The 16,385-nt window shown below is 39.0% G+C and carries 15 protein-coding genes; 2 read left to right on the forward strand and 13 right to left on the reverse strand.

Annotation, left to right across the window (positions count from 1 at the left end; translation table 11 throughout):
• Positions 1-23 precede the first annotated feature (23 nt).
• From spoIIR to prfA, 4 genes are all read right to left on the reverse strand, one after another.
• Positions 24-632 (reverse strand): stage II sporulation protein R, encoded by a 609-nt coding sequence (spoIIR, locus tag LGQ02_RS20025; protein ID WP_226516039.1) that lies wholly within the window; start codon positions 630-632, stop codon positions 24-26.
• Between the two features lie 308 nt (positions 633-940).
• A complete protein-coding gene (locus LGQ02_RS20030; RefSeq protein WP_226516040.1) occupies positions 941-1,501 on the reverse strand; it encodes a transposase in 561 nt (186 codons plus the stop codon).
• A 310-nt stretch (positions 1,502-1,811) separates the two neighbouring features.
• A complete protein-coding gene (prmC, locus tag LGQ02_RS20035) occupies positions 1,812-2,687 on the reverse strand; it encodes a peptide chain release factor N(5)-glutamine methyltransferase (protein WP_226516041.1) in 876 nt (291 codons plus the stop codon).
• Positions 2,687-3,757 carry a peptide chain release factor 1 gene (gene prfA / locus LGQ02_RS20040; RefSeq protein WP_226516042.1) on the reverse strand — a complete coding sequence of 357 codons (1,071 nt, stop codon included), beginning with the start codon at positions 3,755-3,757 and terminating at the stop codon, positions 2,687-2,689. Before prfA ends, prmC begins: the two co-directional genes overlap by 1 nt.
• Before the next feature lie 239 nt (positions 3,758-3,996).
• On the opposite strand from prfA, the gene LGQ02_RS20045 reads away from it, so the two are divergent.
• Positions 3,997-5,325: a CoA-disulfide reductase gene (locus LGQ02_RS20045; RefSeq protein WP_226516043.1), complete on the forward strand. Its 1,329-nt coding sequence runs from the start codon at positions 3,997-3,999 to the stop codon at positions 5,323-5,325.
• A gap of 189 nt (positions 5,326-5,514) precedes the next feature.
• Here the strand turns inward: LGQ02_RS20045 and LGQ02_RS20050 are convergent, their stop codons facing one another.
• The 9 genes from LGQ02_RS20050 to LGQ02_RS20090 form a co-directional block, all read right to left on the reverse strand.
• Positions 5,515-5,994 (reverse strand): hypothetical protein, encoded by a 480-nt coding sequence (locus tag LGQ02_RS20050; RefSeq protein WP_226516044.1) that lies wholly within the window; start codon positions 5,992-5,994, stop codon positions 5,515-5,517.
• 858 nt (positions 5,995-6,852) lie between these two features.
• Entirely contained in the window at positions 6,853-7,482 is a 630-nt protein-coding gene (locus tag LGQ02_RS20055; RefSeq protein WP_226516045.1) for a thymidine kinase, read from the reverse strand.
• 429 nt (positions 7,483-7,911) lie between these two features.
• The gene (locus LGQ02_RS20060; RefSeq protein ID WP_226516046.1) at positions 7,912-8,157 is read right to left on the reverse strand and encodes a type B 50S ribosomal protein L31; all 246 of its coding nucleotides are present in this window, start codon (positions 8,155-8,157) and stop codon (positions 7,912-7,914) included.
• Between the two features lie 160 nt (positions 8,158-8,317).
• A complete protein-coding gene (gene rho / locus LGQ02_RS20065; protein WP_226516047.1) occupies positions 8,318-9,592 on the reverse strand; it encodes a transcription termination factor Rho in 1,275 nt (424 codons plus the stop codon).
• 447 nt (positions 9,593-10,039) lie between these two features.
• Positions 10,040-11,005 (reverse strand): class II fructose-bisphosphatase, encoded by a 966-nt coding sequence (gene glpX, locus LGQ02_RS20070; protein WP_226516048.1) that lies wholly within the window; start codon positions 11,003-11,005, stop codon positions 10,040-10,042.
• Positions 11,006-11,090: 85 nt separating this feature from the next.
• Positions 11,091-12,377: a UDP-N-acetylglucosamine 1-carboxyvinyltransferase gene (locus LGQ02_RS20075; RefSeq protein ID WP_226516049.1), complete on the reverse strand. Its 1,287-nt coding sequence runs from the start codon at positions 12,375-12,377 to the stop codon at positions 11,091-11,093.
• Positions 12,378-12,910: 533 nt separating this feature from the next.
• Positions 12,911-13,558: a fructose-6-phosphate aldolase gene (fsa, locus tag LGQ02_RS20080; RefSeq protein ID WP_226518391.1), complete on the reverse strand. Its 648-nt coding sequence runs from the start codon at positions 13,556-13,558 to the stop codon at positions 12,911-12,913.
• Positions 13,559-13,753: 195 nt separating this feature from the next.
• Positions 13,754-14,617, reverse strand: coding sequence for a class II fructose-1,6-bisphosphate aldolase (fba, locus tag LGQ02_RS20085; protein ID WP_226516050.1), 864 nt, complete (start codon positions 14,615-14,617; stop codon positions 13,754-13,756).
• Positions 14,618-14,901: 284 nt separating this feature from the next.
• Complete coding sequence (locus tag LGQ02_RS20090; RefSeq protein ID WP_226516051.1) at positions 14,902-15,264, reverse strand: response regulator; 363 nt, start codon at positions 15,262-15,264, stop codon at positions 14,902-14,904.
• A gap of 511 nt (positions 15,265-15,775) precedes the next feature.
• Between LGQ02_RS20090 and LGQ02_RS20095 the strand changes: the two genes are divergently transcribed.
• A complete protein-coding gene (locus tag LGQ02_RS20095; protein WP_226516052.1) occupies positions 15,776-16,300 on the forward strand; it encodes a DUF2529 family protein in 525 nt (174 codons plus the stop codon).
• The last annotated feature ends 85 nt before the right edge of the window (positions 16,301-16,385 follow it).

Below are 16,385 nucleotides of genomic sequence, written 5' to 3' on the forward strand. Positions count from 1 at the left end.
TTGATAACTTTATAGATTTTTTATTATGACGTAACTTTTCCCCATAAATTTGTGATTACTTCTACAACAAAGAACTTTACTTCAACTTCTTCCTCTTCTGCAGCTTCGATTTCTGCTTGATCTGCTTTCCCTTCATCATTTGAGAAGTCGAGAAAACATAGTGGCGGGAATAAAACGCACCACCAATTATCCCCTTGTCCATCACCTAAAGTAATTTTAACCGCTTCATATTGACCTTCTGGATAAAGACGGTTCCCATAACGCTTTGTTGGAAATGACGTTTCTTCTAAACCTACATCAAAAGATATATTTTTTCCTACCTTTTCAAGCTCACTTGCAATTGTTTCTTCTAATTTTTCAATGTTTTGTCCGATATATTCATGAGCCTCTTCAAACTCATCAAAATGTTGCACCCATTCAGTCACTTGCGTGTTCACCGCATCTCTTACGTTAAGTTTCAACGTTTGATCGATCGGTGAATTACTATTACTTAAGATTCGAAGTCTAATAGATTCTTCAGGGATCACTTCACTATTTGCTGCTTGAGCAGGTACGAGATAATTTCCTTCCCAAGATAAAATAAGTACTGTTAAACATAACATTAAGTATAATTGCGTTCTTTTTAATAACATTTCCTTCACCTTCCTCTTAGTCCTCATTGTTGTCAGGCAAGGAATAATATAAACATAGATTTGTCCGACAAGTTGTGACATAGAGAATCGGTTGTTGAAAATGATAGAGTTATACACAGATAATTGTGCATAAGTTAACTACTCATGGTTAATCTCATGGAAAACTAAATAATATGCGGGTTTTCCATTGGTTTCAGGTGAATAACAACCTTTTTTTATTAACAGTTGTGGATAAACTTTGTTAATAAGTTGTTAATAGATAGGAGTTTTTTTGGTTTTGAACGTTTATGTATACTTCAACTTACCTCTTAATACTTGCACCATTCAATATACGTTTGTTTTTGTTCGCCTTCATCTCCAGGAAATTGTGAAAGAATTGGTGTCGTGTTGATGATCGGGTGTTGTTTCTCGTCTATGAGAGTGGACCGAAGTTCGGGATAATAATGAGAGAAGCTGCTCCAACGATAGTCTTTCGGAGTTTCACAGAGGTTTGCCTCTACGGGGTTGTAGTGGATATAGCGACTTACAATGAGTAATCCTCGTTTTTGATAAATTGGCTTTGCTTGAAAACGCCGTTCAAAAACATGTCCGGTTAAATTATATTTACGATTGAAGTAGCGGGCGTAGAGCTTATTAATATGTTCCATTATTTTCGATAATGAATGTTTGAATGATCGGATCTCAAGGTGATAGTGGTTATTCATGAGGCAGTAAGCAATTAGTTCAAATGGATATTTAACTTGTGTTTTAGAAAGAAGTTCTTGAAAAAATATGTAGTCGTCAACATCGCGGAATAACGTTTCTTTACGGTTCCCCCTTGAATAAACATGGTAGAACAGGTGATCCTTCCAGTTTCTATTACCACTCATTTCATCTACTCAATCCTTCCTATATATATTTCACTTTTTTATTCGACAAAAGCTTTATATTTCCTCCTTTTAAATATTTGTATTTTTATTCAAAATAGAGGGTGGTTTTATACATGATTTCTCTTGTTTATTCATAAATTGAACCCTACAAGTTTGAACCTGCTTCAACTGAAGCTGCTTCAATTTTGTAGGGTTCAAAAACCAACTAAAAAATAGAGGTCCGACCTCACCAAAGGCAGACCTCCTCTACTTAGCACGTTCATCCGCACCAAATCAAAACAAACAAGCTTTGCATATAACTGAATATCAGCTATCTAACCTTTATTTTCGCAAAAACAATTCGTTCATTACCGTTAATATCATTGTGGACGGACACTTCAGCTTGTGGATATGTGGATAAAACCAACTTTCGTACGTCTTCTCCCTGGCCATGTCCGATTTCAAAGCCGATTAATCCTGGTAATGCTAAAACTTTCGGGATTTCGGCAATGAGCCGTTTATAAACAGCGAGGCCATTGTCATCTGCAAACAGGGCTAGGTCTGGTTCGTGATCACGGACATTTTCCTTCAATTCCGTACGATCTGACTCTGGGATGTACGGCGGATTTGAGACGATGACATCGGCTTTTTGGCCCGCCTCAATAAAAGGGCTCAAAAGATCACCTTCGAAAAACTCGACAGATGCACCGAGTTTCTCGTTATTTCGCTTTGCTACAGCTAAAGCATCAGGTGACAGATCGACCGCACTTACCCGAGTATTGGGTATCTCTAAGTTTAGAGTGATCCCAATTATGCCACTTCCTGCGCCGACATCAATGATACGGGCCGGCTCAGGAGATGAACTATGTAACTCACGAATATGACCAATCATGAGCTGAACGAGTTCTTCTGTTTCGGGGCGTGGGATGAGGACATTTTTATTTACTTCAAATGAACGACCGTAAAACTCTTCTTCACCGATGAGGTGCTGAACAGGAATTCCTGCTGCTGATTTTTTTACATCGGCGATAAAGCTTTCATATACATTTGCTGGTAAGGGCGTTTGGAGCTCTGACAACAGCTCCGCCCGTGACCAGCCCGTATGGTGAATCAACAACCTTTCTGCAATCGTAGATTCATAACTTGATTTTTCTAAAAAAGAAGAAGCCCACTGAAGGACTTCGTATACTTTGTTTGTTGTTTCCATTATTTATCGGCTTCTTCCATTGCGCGTGATTGTTCTTCAACGACCAGTGCATCAATGATTTCATCGAGCTTTCCTTCAAGGATTTGCTCGAGCTTTTGAATTGTAAGGCCAATACGGTGGTCTGTTACTCGGCTTTGCGGGAAGTTGTACGTTCGAATTCGTTCGGAACGATCTCCGGTACCCACCGCAGATTTACGAATATCTGCGTATTCTGCTTGTGCTTCTTTTTGGACCTTGTCAAAAATACGGGCACGAAGAACTTTCATCGCTTTTTCTTTATTTTTGATTTGTGATTTTTCGTCTTGGCAAGACACAACGGTTCCTGTTGGCATGTGTGTTAAACGAACGGCAGACATGGTTGTATTTACACTTTGTCCGCCTGGGCCACTTGATGCGAATGTATCGACACGAATATCTTTTTCGTTAATGTCGATTTCGACTTCTTCGGCTTCTGGTAATACAGCAACAGTTGCTGTTGATGTATGAATTCGTCCGCCTGATTCTGTTGCAGGAACACGTTGAACACGGTGAGCGCCATTTTCATATTTCATTTTGGAGAAAGCTCCGTTTCCGTTAATCATGAAAATGATTTCTTTAAATCCGCCTACACCCGTTTGACTTGATTCGATCACTTCTGGTTTCCAGCCTTGTGCTTCCGCGTAGCGTGAATACATACGGTATAAGTCACCAGCAAATAGAGCCGCTTCGTCTCCACCTGCAGCAGCGCGAATTTCCACGATAACGTTTTTGTCATCGTTCGGGTCTTTCGGAATAAGTAGAACTTTTAGTTTTTCTTCCAACGGTGGAATTTGCTCTTCAAGTTCATCCATTTCCATTTTGACCATTTCAGACATTTCATCATCGAGATTATCTTGAAGCATCTCTTTTGCATCATTGTATTGCTGCTTAACTTCCTTATACTGACGGTACGTTTGTACAGTTTCTTCTATGTCTGCTTGTTCCTTTGAATACTCACGTAATTTTTTCGTATCACTAATGACATCAGGGTCCATTAGTAATTCATTCAGTCTTTCGTATCGGTCTTCTACCGCTTCTAAACGATCAAACACGTTATTCACCTCATTTATTAACGCTTAACAGTCTTATTATAGTATAGGTGGATGCAAAAGTAAAAACAAGGCCTCGTTTCATGTTGTTCAGTGCCTGGCACATGGAATTCAATTTCCAGGTGCCAGGCACTTGGTAATTTTTGGTTGATGTTTTTGTTTTCTTATTTTGTGGGATATTGTATATAGAATGAAACAAATGTGTGAAGGAATATACGGATTTATCTAAGGAGGCTTTTAAGATGAAGGTCGTAATCATTGGTGGCGATGCTGCTGGCATGAGTGCTGCGATGCAAGTTGTACGTAATGATGAACAGGCTGAAGTAACGGTATTAGAGAAAGGGAGTTATTATTCGTACGCCCAATGCGGATTACCATATTTCATAGGTGGACTGGTCGAAGATAGCGGAGATCTCATTGCTCGAAGTCGTGATACCTTTCGTGAGAAGCATGGAATTGATGCACGAATATATCATGAAGTAACTGAATTAGATCCAGAAAATAAGGTCGTTAAAGGAGACAACCTTGAAACTGGTGAACCTTTTGAAATGACTTATGATAAATGCCTCGTTGCCACAGGTGCTTCACCTATTTTCCCTCCATTTGACGGCAATGACCTTGAGGGAATCCATGTCTTAAAAACAATTCCTGATGCGAAAAAAATCGTTGAGGATATGAACGAACAAGTCACTCAGGTCACTGTCATTGGCGGAGGTTATATCGGACTGGAGGTTGCAGAAAACTTCGTAGAAAAAGGGATGAGTGTGCGATTGATTGATTTAGCTGAGCGAGTTGGAACGGTTTACGATAAGGAAATCAGTGAAAAGATCGAAAAGGTAGCAAAGAAACAAGGGATTGAGCTTGTTTTAAACGAATCCGTAGAGTCATTTGAAGGGGATCAGCGAGTAGAAGAGATTAAGACAGATAAAGGCAGTTACCAAACTGATATGGCCGTTGTCGCTATTGGTGTTAAACCGAATACATCGTTTTTAAAAAATGCTGACGTTCACCTCCACCAGACCGGGGCAATGATCGTGAATTCTTATATGGAAACGAATGTGAAAGATCTTTATGCTGCTGGTGATTGCGCGACACAATATCACAGGATTAAAGAAAAAAATGACTACATCCCATTAGGTACACACGCTAATAAACAAGGGAGAGTCGCAGGAAGTAATATTGCAGGTGTGACAAAAACATTCCAAGGAATTGTCGGCACATCGATTATGAAGTTTTTTGAGTTAACCGTTGCAAAAACTGGGTTAAGTGAAAAAGAAGCGGAAGACTTAAATATCCCATTTCAATCGATATTATTTGAAGGACATACCCATGCAGGATACTATCCAAACAGTGAAAAAATCTTATTTAAAATGATGAAGCATAAAAGCAATGGTCAATTATTAGGGGTACAAGCGGTTGGGCGAGATGGTGTCGATAAACGCATTGACGTGGCTGCAACAGCGCTTTATCATAACATGACGATTTCTGACCTAGAAAACTTAGATTTAAGCTATGCACCCCCTTATAACGGAGTATGGGACCCATTACAACAAGCAGCAAGAAGGCTCTAATATTTATCTCAAGAAAAACTTCATTATAGATGCCTTTAAGGAGGACAGTTAGCGAGCCACTAATTTGTTATTAACCTAAGATAAAAATCAACACTAGCCTCGTTGAATCCTTACTATAAAAAAAGCAATCAGTAAAAACTGGTTGCTTTTATAGTATTTATTCAGTTTTGAAAACGGGCACTTCATGACTTATTGAAACGTATTTTCAATAATTCTGTAATGATAACGAGGGTTAGCATCGTAGAGACGGTCCTCGATTTCCTCTATGAGGTCTTGCTTTTCTTGCTGTTCCATTCCACGTTCAAACATCACATTGACCCAAGCTTGTCCTCCAGTAATAATCACCATTCCTGGTTCTACGCGGTCCATCTCATATATGATCGTCTCCATAATATCTTGGTCGTCAGCAAGCGTTTGACGGCTTGCTTCTGGAGAACGATAACTTGTTCCTGTCGTATTTAGCTCACTTACATTTGTATGTCGTTCCGGTCTGTCAGTCACATTACCGTAGTTGATCGGACCTGGACCAAATAAGCTCTCTCCCCAATCTTTTCTTGCTTCACCTTGATTACCTAATCCTTGAGCTTCTGGTGGATCCATCTCAGTACAAGCTGTGCTACTTAATAAGAGGAAAAGAAGCGCTAATCCGCTTAAGGTATACTTCAACATAAACACCTCCTACGAATATCTTCTCCTTTTTTACAACTTTGAATACAATATACGCCTCACAATTATTAACAACTGGGCACTCAAATACAAAAACAGAAGAAAAAAATAAGATTAGCTCAAGCGCAACTTAAAACACACCATATTCGTCGAGCCAATTAATAAGTCATTATATCCGTTCAAAAATTCCTTCGCTTTCCGCGGGCAATGCCTCAGCTAAACAGGGCTTAAGCCCTGTTGGATCTTCGCCTATTGCTTTTCCCGCTGGAGTCTTCGGATTTTTGACGGATATCCTTTTATCAAATGTTTTTCAGGGGTCTCCCTCTGCTAATTTTAGGTGGTTTTCAGTTCGTGCTGCGTCCGAAGGAGTCTCGTGATTTTCAAAAAATCAACAATGAACGATAACAGACATCCTTGTGAAGTTACTTTCGCACCATGGCGCATGAAAATTGTTTTGTTTCTATATTTAAGGTGAATTTGGAAGCATGTTGCAAGATTCCAGCGACAAGCATCCCCTTCACAAGTAGGCTTTGAGCTATCTCGACGGATATAGCATCAAAGCATTGCTATATGAGGAAGAGACAGGAACGAGCATGACTTCTTAGAACGACTTCGAGCTGCGACGAGTAATCGCAGGAACAACGAGGCAAAAAACACCCAAAACGAAAGTAATGATTTTTCGGGAGGCCCATGCCGTGCCCGAGCAAAGAAGACACCGTGAATCCGAACGGAGTCAAGCATGAACCGATGTCCTACTTGTGCCTTGAAGTGATAACGAGTGGATAGAAGCATCAAATGGAACTTATTTTGCTTATTTTCAGGGTAGAACAAAAAAACCAGGGAATATCCCTGGCAACAAAATTATATTAATGATGTATATGAGTGCTTTGCTTTTACTTCTTCTTTCCCTTTTAGCTTTCCAGGTACTTCGTGACAATGACGGCAACGTGGTTCATATGACTCAGAAGCCCCAACTAAAATGATTGGGTCATCGTAAGAAGCCGGTCTACCATCGATTAATCGTTGTGTACGACTTGCTGGTGAGCCACATGATAGGCAAATCGCTTGAAGCTTTGATACTGATTCGGCTAAAGACATTAAATGTGGAACTTGACCAAAAGGCTCTCCACGAAAGTCCTGGTCTAACCCAGCAACAATAACACGAATTCCGTTGTCAGCTAAATCTTGGACGACATGTAATACGTCTTCGTTAAAAAATTGAACTTCATCGATCGCTACAACGTGTGTATCCTTTTCAAGCAAATCCCAGATTTGAGAGGCCTCTTCGATCGGTAGAGCATATACTTTCGTTCCATTATGAGAAACAACTTCTTTTTCACTATAACGGTTGTCCAGTTTCGGCTTAAACACTTGTACTTTTTGGCGCCCAAAACTTGCTCTACGCACTCGGCGAATAAGTTCTTCGGATTTTCCGGAGAACATGCTTCCGCATACAACTTCTAACCAGCCTTCTCTCCTTGTTAAATGCATGTAACGTCTCTCCCTCTTACATATTGTTAACAAACGTTCATAACGTATGTATATTATCGTTAGTGTTCCATCTATTTTAACTATCTTTTATTATAGTTTGATTGCAATATTAAAAACAATACTTTTCCACCTAAACATGACATCAATACGATCTTATCATATTTATGTAATATTTTGGAAGTTAGGGCGAAGTATTGGATATCTCTATTTATCTTCTTTGAGTTTAACAAAACTTGGCTTATCGCCTAGTTCTCCTAAGGATCTTTATGCTAAGTTCGATCGCATGTATTGTGGTCAACGTCGAAGTCAGCAGATCGTGTGTAGGGGGGGAAGCCTTCGTTTTTACACTCTTTATGCTTTTGTAAAAAGACTCTTTTAAGTAAAAAAACAGGCAAGAAAAATTCTTGCCTGCTTTGCTTATCCGGCTTCTTACTTGATGTTGTATTTCTTTCTGAAGCGATCCACACGTCCACCAGCATCGGCAAACTTTTGACGACCTGTATAGAATGGGTGTGAGTCAGAACTTACCTCAACAGCGATTAACGGGTACGTGTTACCGTCTTCCCACTCAACTGTTTCGTTAGAAGTTCTTGTAGAACCGCTTAAGAACATGAAACCTGTACTTGTATCCTTGAATACTACCTTTTTGTAATCAGGATGAATTCCTTGTTTCATTCTTTTCATCTCCTTCCGCCCTGAATCTTTCGAAACAGAGTTAAATGTCGATGCGTAAACATCAATTCACACATGTCGAAATTATATCAAGTGTCATGGCAATTTGCAACTACTTAAGCCATAATGTTTCTCTTTGCTAAGAATTACCTTACACACCAAATTAATTTTTCACACGCAGTTTACCGTTCTTTTCCTTTTCAAACGAATCGAAGAATTCATCATTTGTCTTCGTAACTTTTACTTTCTTAAGGAAACGCTCTAAAAATTCAGGCTGGTCATTCATTGTTTTTCTCATTGCCCATAAGTTTTCAATTTGTGATTTCGGTAATAATAAATCTTCACGACGTGTGCTAGAACGACGTAAGTCAATCGCAGGATAAATACGACGCTCAGCAAGTTTACGATCAAGGTGAAGCTCCATATTTCCTGTCCCTTTAAATTCTTCGTAAATGACGTCGTCCATACGAGAACCCGTATCCACTAATGCTGTAGCTAAAATCGTTAAACTTCCGCCTTCTTCAATGTTTCTTGCCGCACCGAAGAATCGTTTCGGACGATGGAAACTTGCAGGATCTATACCACCAGATAACGTGCGACCACTTGGTGGGACGACTAAGTTGTATGCTCTTGCTAGACGAGTAATACTATCCATAAGGATGACAACGTCTTTTTTCGCTTCCACAAGGCGCATTGCACGGTCTAAGACAAGTTCAGCTACTTTAATATGATTTTCTGGGACCTCGTCGAATGTAGAACTAACGACTTCTCCTTTTACAGAGCGTTCCATGTCCGTTACTTCCTCTGGGCGCTCATCTATGAGTAGGACCATTAATTCTAAGTCAGGATGATTTTCTGCAATACTGTTTGCTACTTCTTTTAATAATAACGTCTTACCGGCCTTTGGCGGAGCAACAATTAACCCACGCTGTCCAAAACCGACTGGTGAAATCATATCAATGACACGTGAAGAAATCATGTTCGGCTTATATTCTAACGTCATTTTCTTTTCTGGATAGAGCGGAGTTAATTGTGGAAAATGTGGACGTTCTCTCGCAGCATCTGGGTCTTCTCCATTTACCGCTGCAACTTGAAGTAACCCATAATATCGTTCATTTTCTTTTGGGCGACGCACCTTACCTGAAACACGGTCACCATTACGTAATTCAAACCTACGGATTTGTGAGGCTGAAATATAAATATCTTGTGAACTTGGTTTATACGTATTTGAACGTAAAAAACCGAATCCTTCCGAAGGAACAACTTCAAGGATTCCTTCCATAAACATTAAGTCTTCTTTTTCTGCTTGCTTTTGTAAAATTGCAAAGATCAATTCTTTCTTTGTGAGCTGGCTATAATAGGATACTTTGTACTCTCGTGCTAGCTCGTACAATTCCTTTAGCTTCATATGCTCCATTTCGTTTAATGTCGCACTCATATATGTTCACACCTTTACTAAAATAATTTGTCATTCATTGGACTTCAAAAGTTCCGCGTGTACTGAACATTCAGAATATGTATATTTCTTCTCAAATTTTAATTAAGTTATAGTCACTAGTAAACAATCTACTGGAAACGTCATTCAATTCATTAAGGTTAATATGATATATCCGTTGATCATCATGAAGAGATTTTTGAAGTCATAAGAAGTAACTTGAGGTAAATTGCTTGAGTATTCACTATATAAATGAATCATCCACTTACATCTTACTTGCATTTCGCATAACTCAATAAAAGCATAAATCACATTAATAATCAAGGTGTTTTCGAAATTTCATCACCTTATTTATTGGTGATTCCTCGATATAGAACAATGGCTCGAGGAGGCATCACCTCCTCGGTCCGGAGTCTTTCCTAACGTCTTAAAGAACGTTAAAATTATGCTTTATCTAATAACTAAATCAGGTTTTTTATTTAACATATGTTTTCCGTCAATAAAACGAACTGTACCAGATTTTGCTCTCATAACGACTGATTGTGTTGTACCAGCTGTTCCTTTATACCGAACACCTTTTAACAACTCTCCATCAGTGACACCAGTTGCTGCAAAAATAGCATCATCGCCACCTACAAGGTCTTCCATTTTTAACACTCTGGTGATGTCTCCGATCCCCATTTTTTCACAACGAGCTGCTTCTTCTTCATTTTGTGGAAGTAGCTTTCCTTGAATTTCTCCACCTAAGCATTTCAGAGCAACAGCTGCAAGGACCCCTTCTGGTGCCCCACCTGAACCTAATAGAATATCTACACCCGTATCATCGAAAGCCGTGTTAATCGCAGCTGCAACATCGCCATCTTGAATGAGTTTAATTCTTGCGCCTGTCTCACGAATTTCTTCGATCATCTTTTCATGTCTTTTTCTCTTTAATATCGCAACAACAATGTCATCGATATCTTTATTTTTGGCTTTTGCTACTGCTTTTAAATTTTCTGCAACCGGGGCGTTAATATCAATTTTCCCAACAGCATCAGGTCCTACTGCAATTTTTTCCATATACATATCAGGAGCGTGAAGTAAGTCGCCATTATCTGCAATTGCAATAACAGCAAGAGCATTCCAATCTCCATTTGCTACAATGTTTGTTCCTTCTAATGGATCAACAGCTACGTCGACACGAGGTCCGTAACCGTTACCTAGTTTTTCTCCTATGTAAAGCATCGGAGCTTCATCCATTTCCCCTTCTCCAATGACAACTGTCCCTTTCATTGGCACAGTATCAAACACATCACGCATTGCTTCTGTCGCTGCTTGGTCTGCTGCTTCTTTATTACCTCTTCCCATCCACCTTGCTGAAGCTAATGCAGCAGCTTCTGTTACTCGAACTAATTCCATCGATAAACTACGTTCCATATTGTTTCCCCTCACAGTTAATTTTTTACGAGACATCTTTTCCACTTTCAGTCTTCGTTTTGGTCTATTTCTTTCAATAATCTATCTATGAGTTCTCCACTTCTTCTGCTTCTGCTTCTGTCAACTTTTCACGCCAAGTTTTTGCACCGAGTCCATTTAACTTCTCTTCTAAGTTAGCGTAGCCACGATCAATATGGTCTACCCCTGTAATTTCTGTAATTCCATTTGCCATTAATCCAGCAACAACAAGTGCGGCACCAGCGCGCAAATCACTCGCTCGTACTTTAGCACCTTGCAATCTATTTCCACCGTTAATTAACGCAGATCTACCTTCAACCTTTATATTCGCTCCCATTCTACGAAGTTCATCTATATGTTTGAAACGAGCATTATAAATTGTATCTGTCACCATACTTGAACCTTCAGCACTCGTTAATAAGGAGGTGAATGGCTGTTGAAGATCGGTAGGAAAGCCTGGATAAACGAGGGTTTTCACGTCAACTGCATTTAGGTTTTGTTGTGTTCGGATAAAAACTTGGTCATCGCCGACTTCAATCATCACACCCATTTCCCTAAGCTTAGCAATTAATGATTCCACATGGTCAGGGATGACATTGTCGACTAAAACGGATTTTCCCATTGCAGCAGCTAAAATCATATACGTCCCGGCTTCAATACGGTCTGGGATGATCGAATGACGGCACCCGTCTAATTTGTCCACGCCGTCAATACGAATGACATTTGTTCCTGCCCCTTTAATATTTGCACCCATACTAGATAAAAGTGTAGCCACATCTATAATTTCTGGCTCTTTCGCTGCATTTTCAATGATCGTTCTTCCTTTGGCTCGAACCGCTGCAAGCATGATGTTAATCGTTGCACCAACACTTACTACATCAAGATAAATACGTGCACCAATCAGCTCGTCTGCCTGTAAATAAATGGCACCTTGTTCATTTGTGACCTTTGCACCAAGCGCTTCGAAACCTTTTATATGTTGATCGATCGGCCTTGGTCCAAGATTACATCCTCCTGGTAAACCGATCACTGCTTTTTTAAACTTCCCTAGCATAGCACCCATCATATAATAAGATGCTCGTAGTTTTTTCACACGCCCATTCGGAAGTGGCATAGCAAACATATCTTCAGGGTGAACCGTCAGCGTATCACCGTCATGTTCTGTCCTTCCGCCAATTTCTTCTAATAATTCTGCTAATATCCCTACATCAGAAATGGTTGGAAGATTATCAATAGTCACAGTTGAGTCTGCTAAAATCGCTGCAGGAATCAATGCGACTGCACTGTTTTTTGCGCCACTGACTTGTACGGTCCCTTCTAAATAATGACCGCCCTCAATCAATAGTTTTTCCATAACCATCTTCCCTTCTATAAATCTTAAACATACGAATCAAGATTATATTTACATTGTATTGATAATGGATACCTTTAATACCATCATATCCGTTCCCTATTTATTTTACACTTTTTAAGATTATAAATTTTTGGTATCAAGTATAAGGGGAATGGCATTCAGAAATCATCTCAATCACTTGTCAATTGGTAGGCAACCTTTAGACTTGTAAGTTGAGACCCTTATCCATTTCCTATAATAAAAAAGACGACGATGAAACCGAAAGACTGCCTCATCAGTGACTACACTCCATCGCCAAGATGATCTCGCACATCACTGTTAGGTTTACTGGAGGTACTAGTCACTTCATATTGAGACAGCCTCTTTTAAACTTTTAAGTTGAACACTCCCCCAAATCTTATAAAAGAATCAGGCTTATGTATGATTACATGATAATAAATGGTTTATCGTGTTTCGTCTGTCGAGCATTTTTTTGCAAAATAGCGGCCATATCGATTGAATAAGCTAAATCTTATTTCAACAATTCGGTCGTATTATTTTTGGGCACTTTCCCAGTCTGCTAAAAACTTTTCGATCCCTTGATCTGTTAACGGGTGCTTCACTAGTTGGTGAATAACCTTTATTGGAACCGTTGAAATATGAGCGCCACGAAGGGCCGATTCTGTGACATGCTGTGGATGACGGACAGATGCGGCGATAATTTCTGTACCAATACTATGCATATCAAATGTCTCGGCAATTTTCGAAATTAATTCCAGTCCATCATGTCCAATATCATCTAAACGACCTAGAAATGGCGATACATACGTTGCTCCAGCCCTTGCTGCAAGGAGAGCTTGGTTTACAGAGAATACTAACGTAACATTTGTTTTAATGTTGAGTTCGCTGAACGTCCGAACAGCTTTTAACCCATCTAAAGTCATCGGGACCTTTACCGTAATATTAGGAGCAATCGCTGCTAATTCTTTCCCTTCTTTGATCATTCCTTCTGCATCAGTTGCAATCACTTCTGCACTTACAGAGCCTGAAGTAACTACATCGGTAATTTCTTTTAACCGTTGATGGAAATCAACGCCTTCTTTGGCTACTAAAGAAGGGTTTGTCGTAACCCCTGATAGAATCCCTAGTTCATGAGCTTCTTTAATTTCGTCTAAGTTTGCTGTATCAATGAAAAATTTCATCATAACACCTCTTTTTTTTGATATGTTATGCTATATACGTGATTAAAGTACCTGCAAACCCTCACTCTGCCTTTTGTTAACGCTTTCGATTATCGAAAGATTTAGACGAAAGTGGGTAAAAATGAAAGTTGGAAGAGCCTCATAAATTATGAGACAAATCCAACTTCCTTTGCTTTTATATTGTTAAGTGTGCTATTACGCTTTATTTGAAGAACCAAATTCACGCATTTTACCGATAACTGTTTCTTTAATCGCATCACGTGCTGGCCCTAAGTATTTACGTGGGTCGTACATTTCTTCGTTTTCAGCAAGAACTTCACGCACACGTTTTACAGAAGAAATTTGGTTTTCTGTATTTACGTTAATTTTCGCTGTTCCAAGAGAAATTGCTTTTTGGATATCTTTTGTTGGGATGCCTGTACCACCGTGAAGAACTAGAGGTACACCCGTTAATTGAGATACTTCTTCCATACGGTCAAAGCCAAGGTTTGGTTCACCTTTATATGGACCGTGTACAGAACCTAATGCAGGCGCAAAGCAGTCCACATTTGTTTCACGTACAAGCTGGTCACACTCAGATGGAATCGCATATGCTGCTTCTGCATCATCTACGATTAAGTCATCTTCTTGTCCACCGATACGGCCTAATTCAGCTTCTACAGAAATTCCTAATGTATGAGCCACATCAACAACTTTCTTTGTAAGTGCAATGTTTTCTTCTAATGGGTGATGAGAACCATCGATCATAACAGATGTGAATCCTGCATACATTGCTTCTACACACTTTTCAAAGCTTGAACCGTGGTCTAAGTGGATTGCTACAGGAACCGTTGTTTCATATTCAGCCATTAGGGCTTCTACAATTGTTACAACTGTGTGGAAACCACCTATGTAACGTGCAGCCCCTTCAGACACTCCTAGAATTACTGGAGACTTTTCCTCTTCTGCAGCTTGTAGAATTGCTTGAGTAAACTCAAGGTTGTTAAGGTTGAATTGTCCTACCGCATACCCCTCAGCTTTTGCAGTTTCTAGCATTTCTTTCATTGATACTAAAGGCATTCTTAAAATCCTCCTTTGAAATTCACGAACATTATGCATCAACTATTCATGGTAACTATACATACAAACAATAATGATAGTATTTGTACTTTATGTAAAAATATCCTTACCATTTGTATGAAACGGACGTTTACGTGAAAAAAGCCATAACCAAATTGGTCACAGCAAAATGAAACCATTTCGCAAGTTGACTCACACTTGTATTATAGCATACGAAATTGGTTTTTCACGAATATATGCAAAGAAATCTTTGATATATTACGTGTTTACTTGCAAAAGCTTCACTAAACCGTCAAATAGTTACGTACTTTCTCCTTCACTTCATCAATATCAAATGGTTTCGAAAAATGTGTTAATGCTCCTAATTCCATCGCTTCATTAATCATTTCTAACTCACCGTATGCTGTCATCATAATGACATCCGACTTTGCCCCTGATTTTTTTATTTCTCTTAATATTTCTAAACCGTCCATTCCTGGGATTTTCATATCTAATAAGATAATATCAGGTTCATCTTCTTCCACAATTTTTAATGCTTGTTTTCCATTAGATGCTTGTAATGTTGTATATCCATCTTTTTCAAATACTTCTGTTAATAACACTCTAATCCCGAATTGATCATCTACAATTAATATCTTTTTAGCCATGATCTCTGATCCTCCTCATTTGTTTGCCACATACATACTCCCCTTGTGTAAGATATAATTCGCCAACACTTTCTGTTTTCCTCCCCTTAATGTACAGGAAAAGAGGAAAACTTTCAGGTTTTTTGTTAAAATTCGTCAAACGTGACCATTTTATAATCATCTCTTTCAAATTGATGACAGTTTAAAAATTTGTTTTGTTTAAAACCCTAATAATTTGCATTTTATTTTGATTGCAGTTGAAATACACTTCATTTTCATGGTGTCTTCTTTGCAGCGGGCACGGCTTCAGCTAACTTTGGAAAGGAAACTCATTCCTTTCCAAAGTGGACTTTTAATCATTTTCCTGTGCGATACCTTACAATGTTTCACTACGCAAAAAACGTAATTATGAAATTGAATCTAATAAATATCACTGACAATTTCTCGCTGATTTATTATCTTTCCTTTATAACTCGTACCATTCATTGCTACACTATAAACAGTTGAATTACATAAAGAGAGGAAGTTCGTCATGAAAATTTTTCGTACACAATTACAAAATTTCATTAACAGAACGGATGAATATGAAGAACAATTTGAAGATGCTGCAAGAATCATTGCCCAAAGTATCATTAGTGATGGTGATCTTTGGATTTATGGGGAGTCAGAACTAGAAGGAATCGTATCACAAGCAGTAAGCGGTGTCGATCCGCTCCCGACTATAAAGGTAGCTAATACGAATACAGCCTTTACCCATTTAGATACATTGCTTGTTTTTTCGACTGACCCTGCAAGCACCGGTACGAAAACAATTGTTGAAAAAGGAAAAAAAGCAGGTTGTGAAGTAATTGGGGTTAGCTCCCATAGTTCGCAAAGTGATCAAGAACAAGAATGGATAACGCTTTGTAATTTTCATTTTTCTACAGGATTAAGCCAAGGGTTAGTGCCAACCGATGACGGTAATCGTATAGGAACACCACATTTACTAATTGCTCTTCATATTTATTACGCTTTATACTTCACTCTTCAAGAATATTTAGAGGAATATGATATGTAATGATATGACCCAATAGCTCACCTTACTAATCTTTGTGAGGTGAATTTGGGTCTACTTCCCCTCCTCAAGTTAACGTAATGTTAAA

Origin of the sequence: Bacillus shivajii, assembly GCF_020519665.1 — a bacterium.
In the GTDB taxonomy this organism is placed as follows: domain Bacteria; phylum Bacillota; class Bacilli; order Bacillales; family Salisediminibacteriaceae; genus Bacillus_CA; species Bacillus_CA shivajii.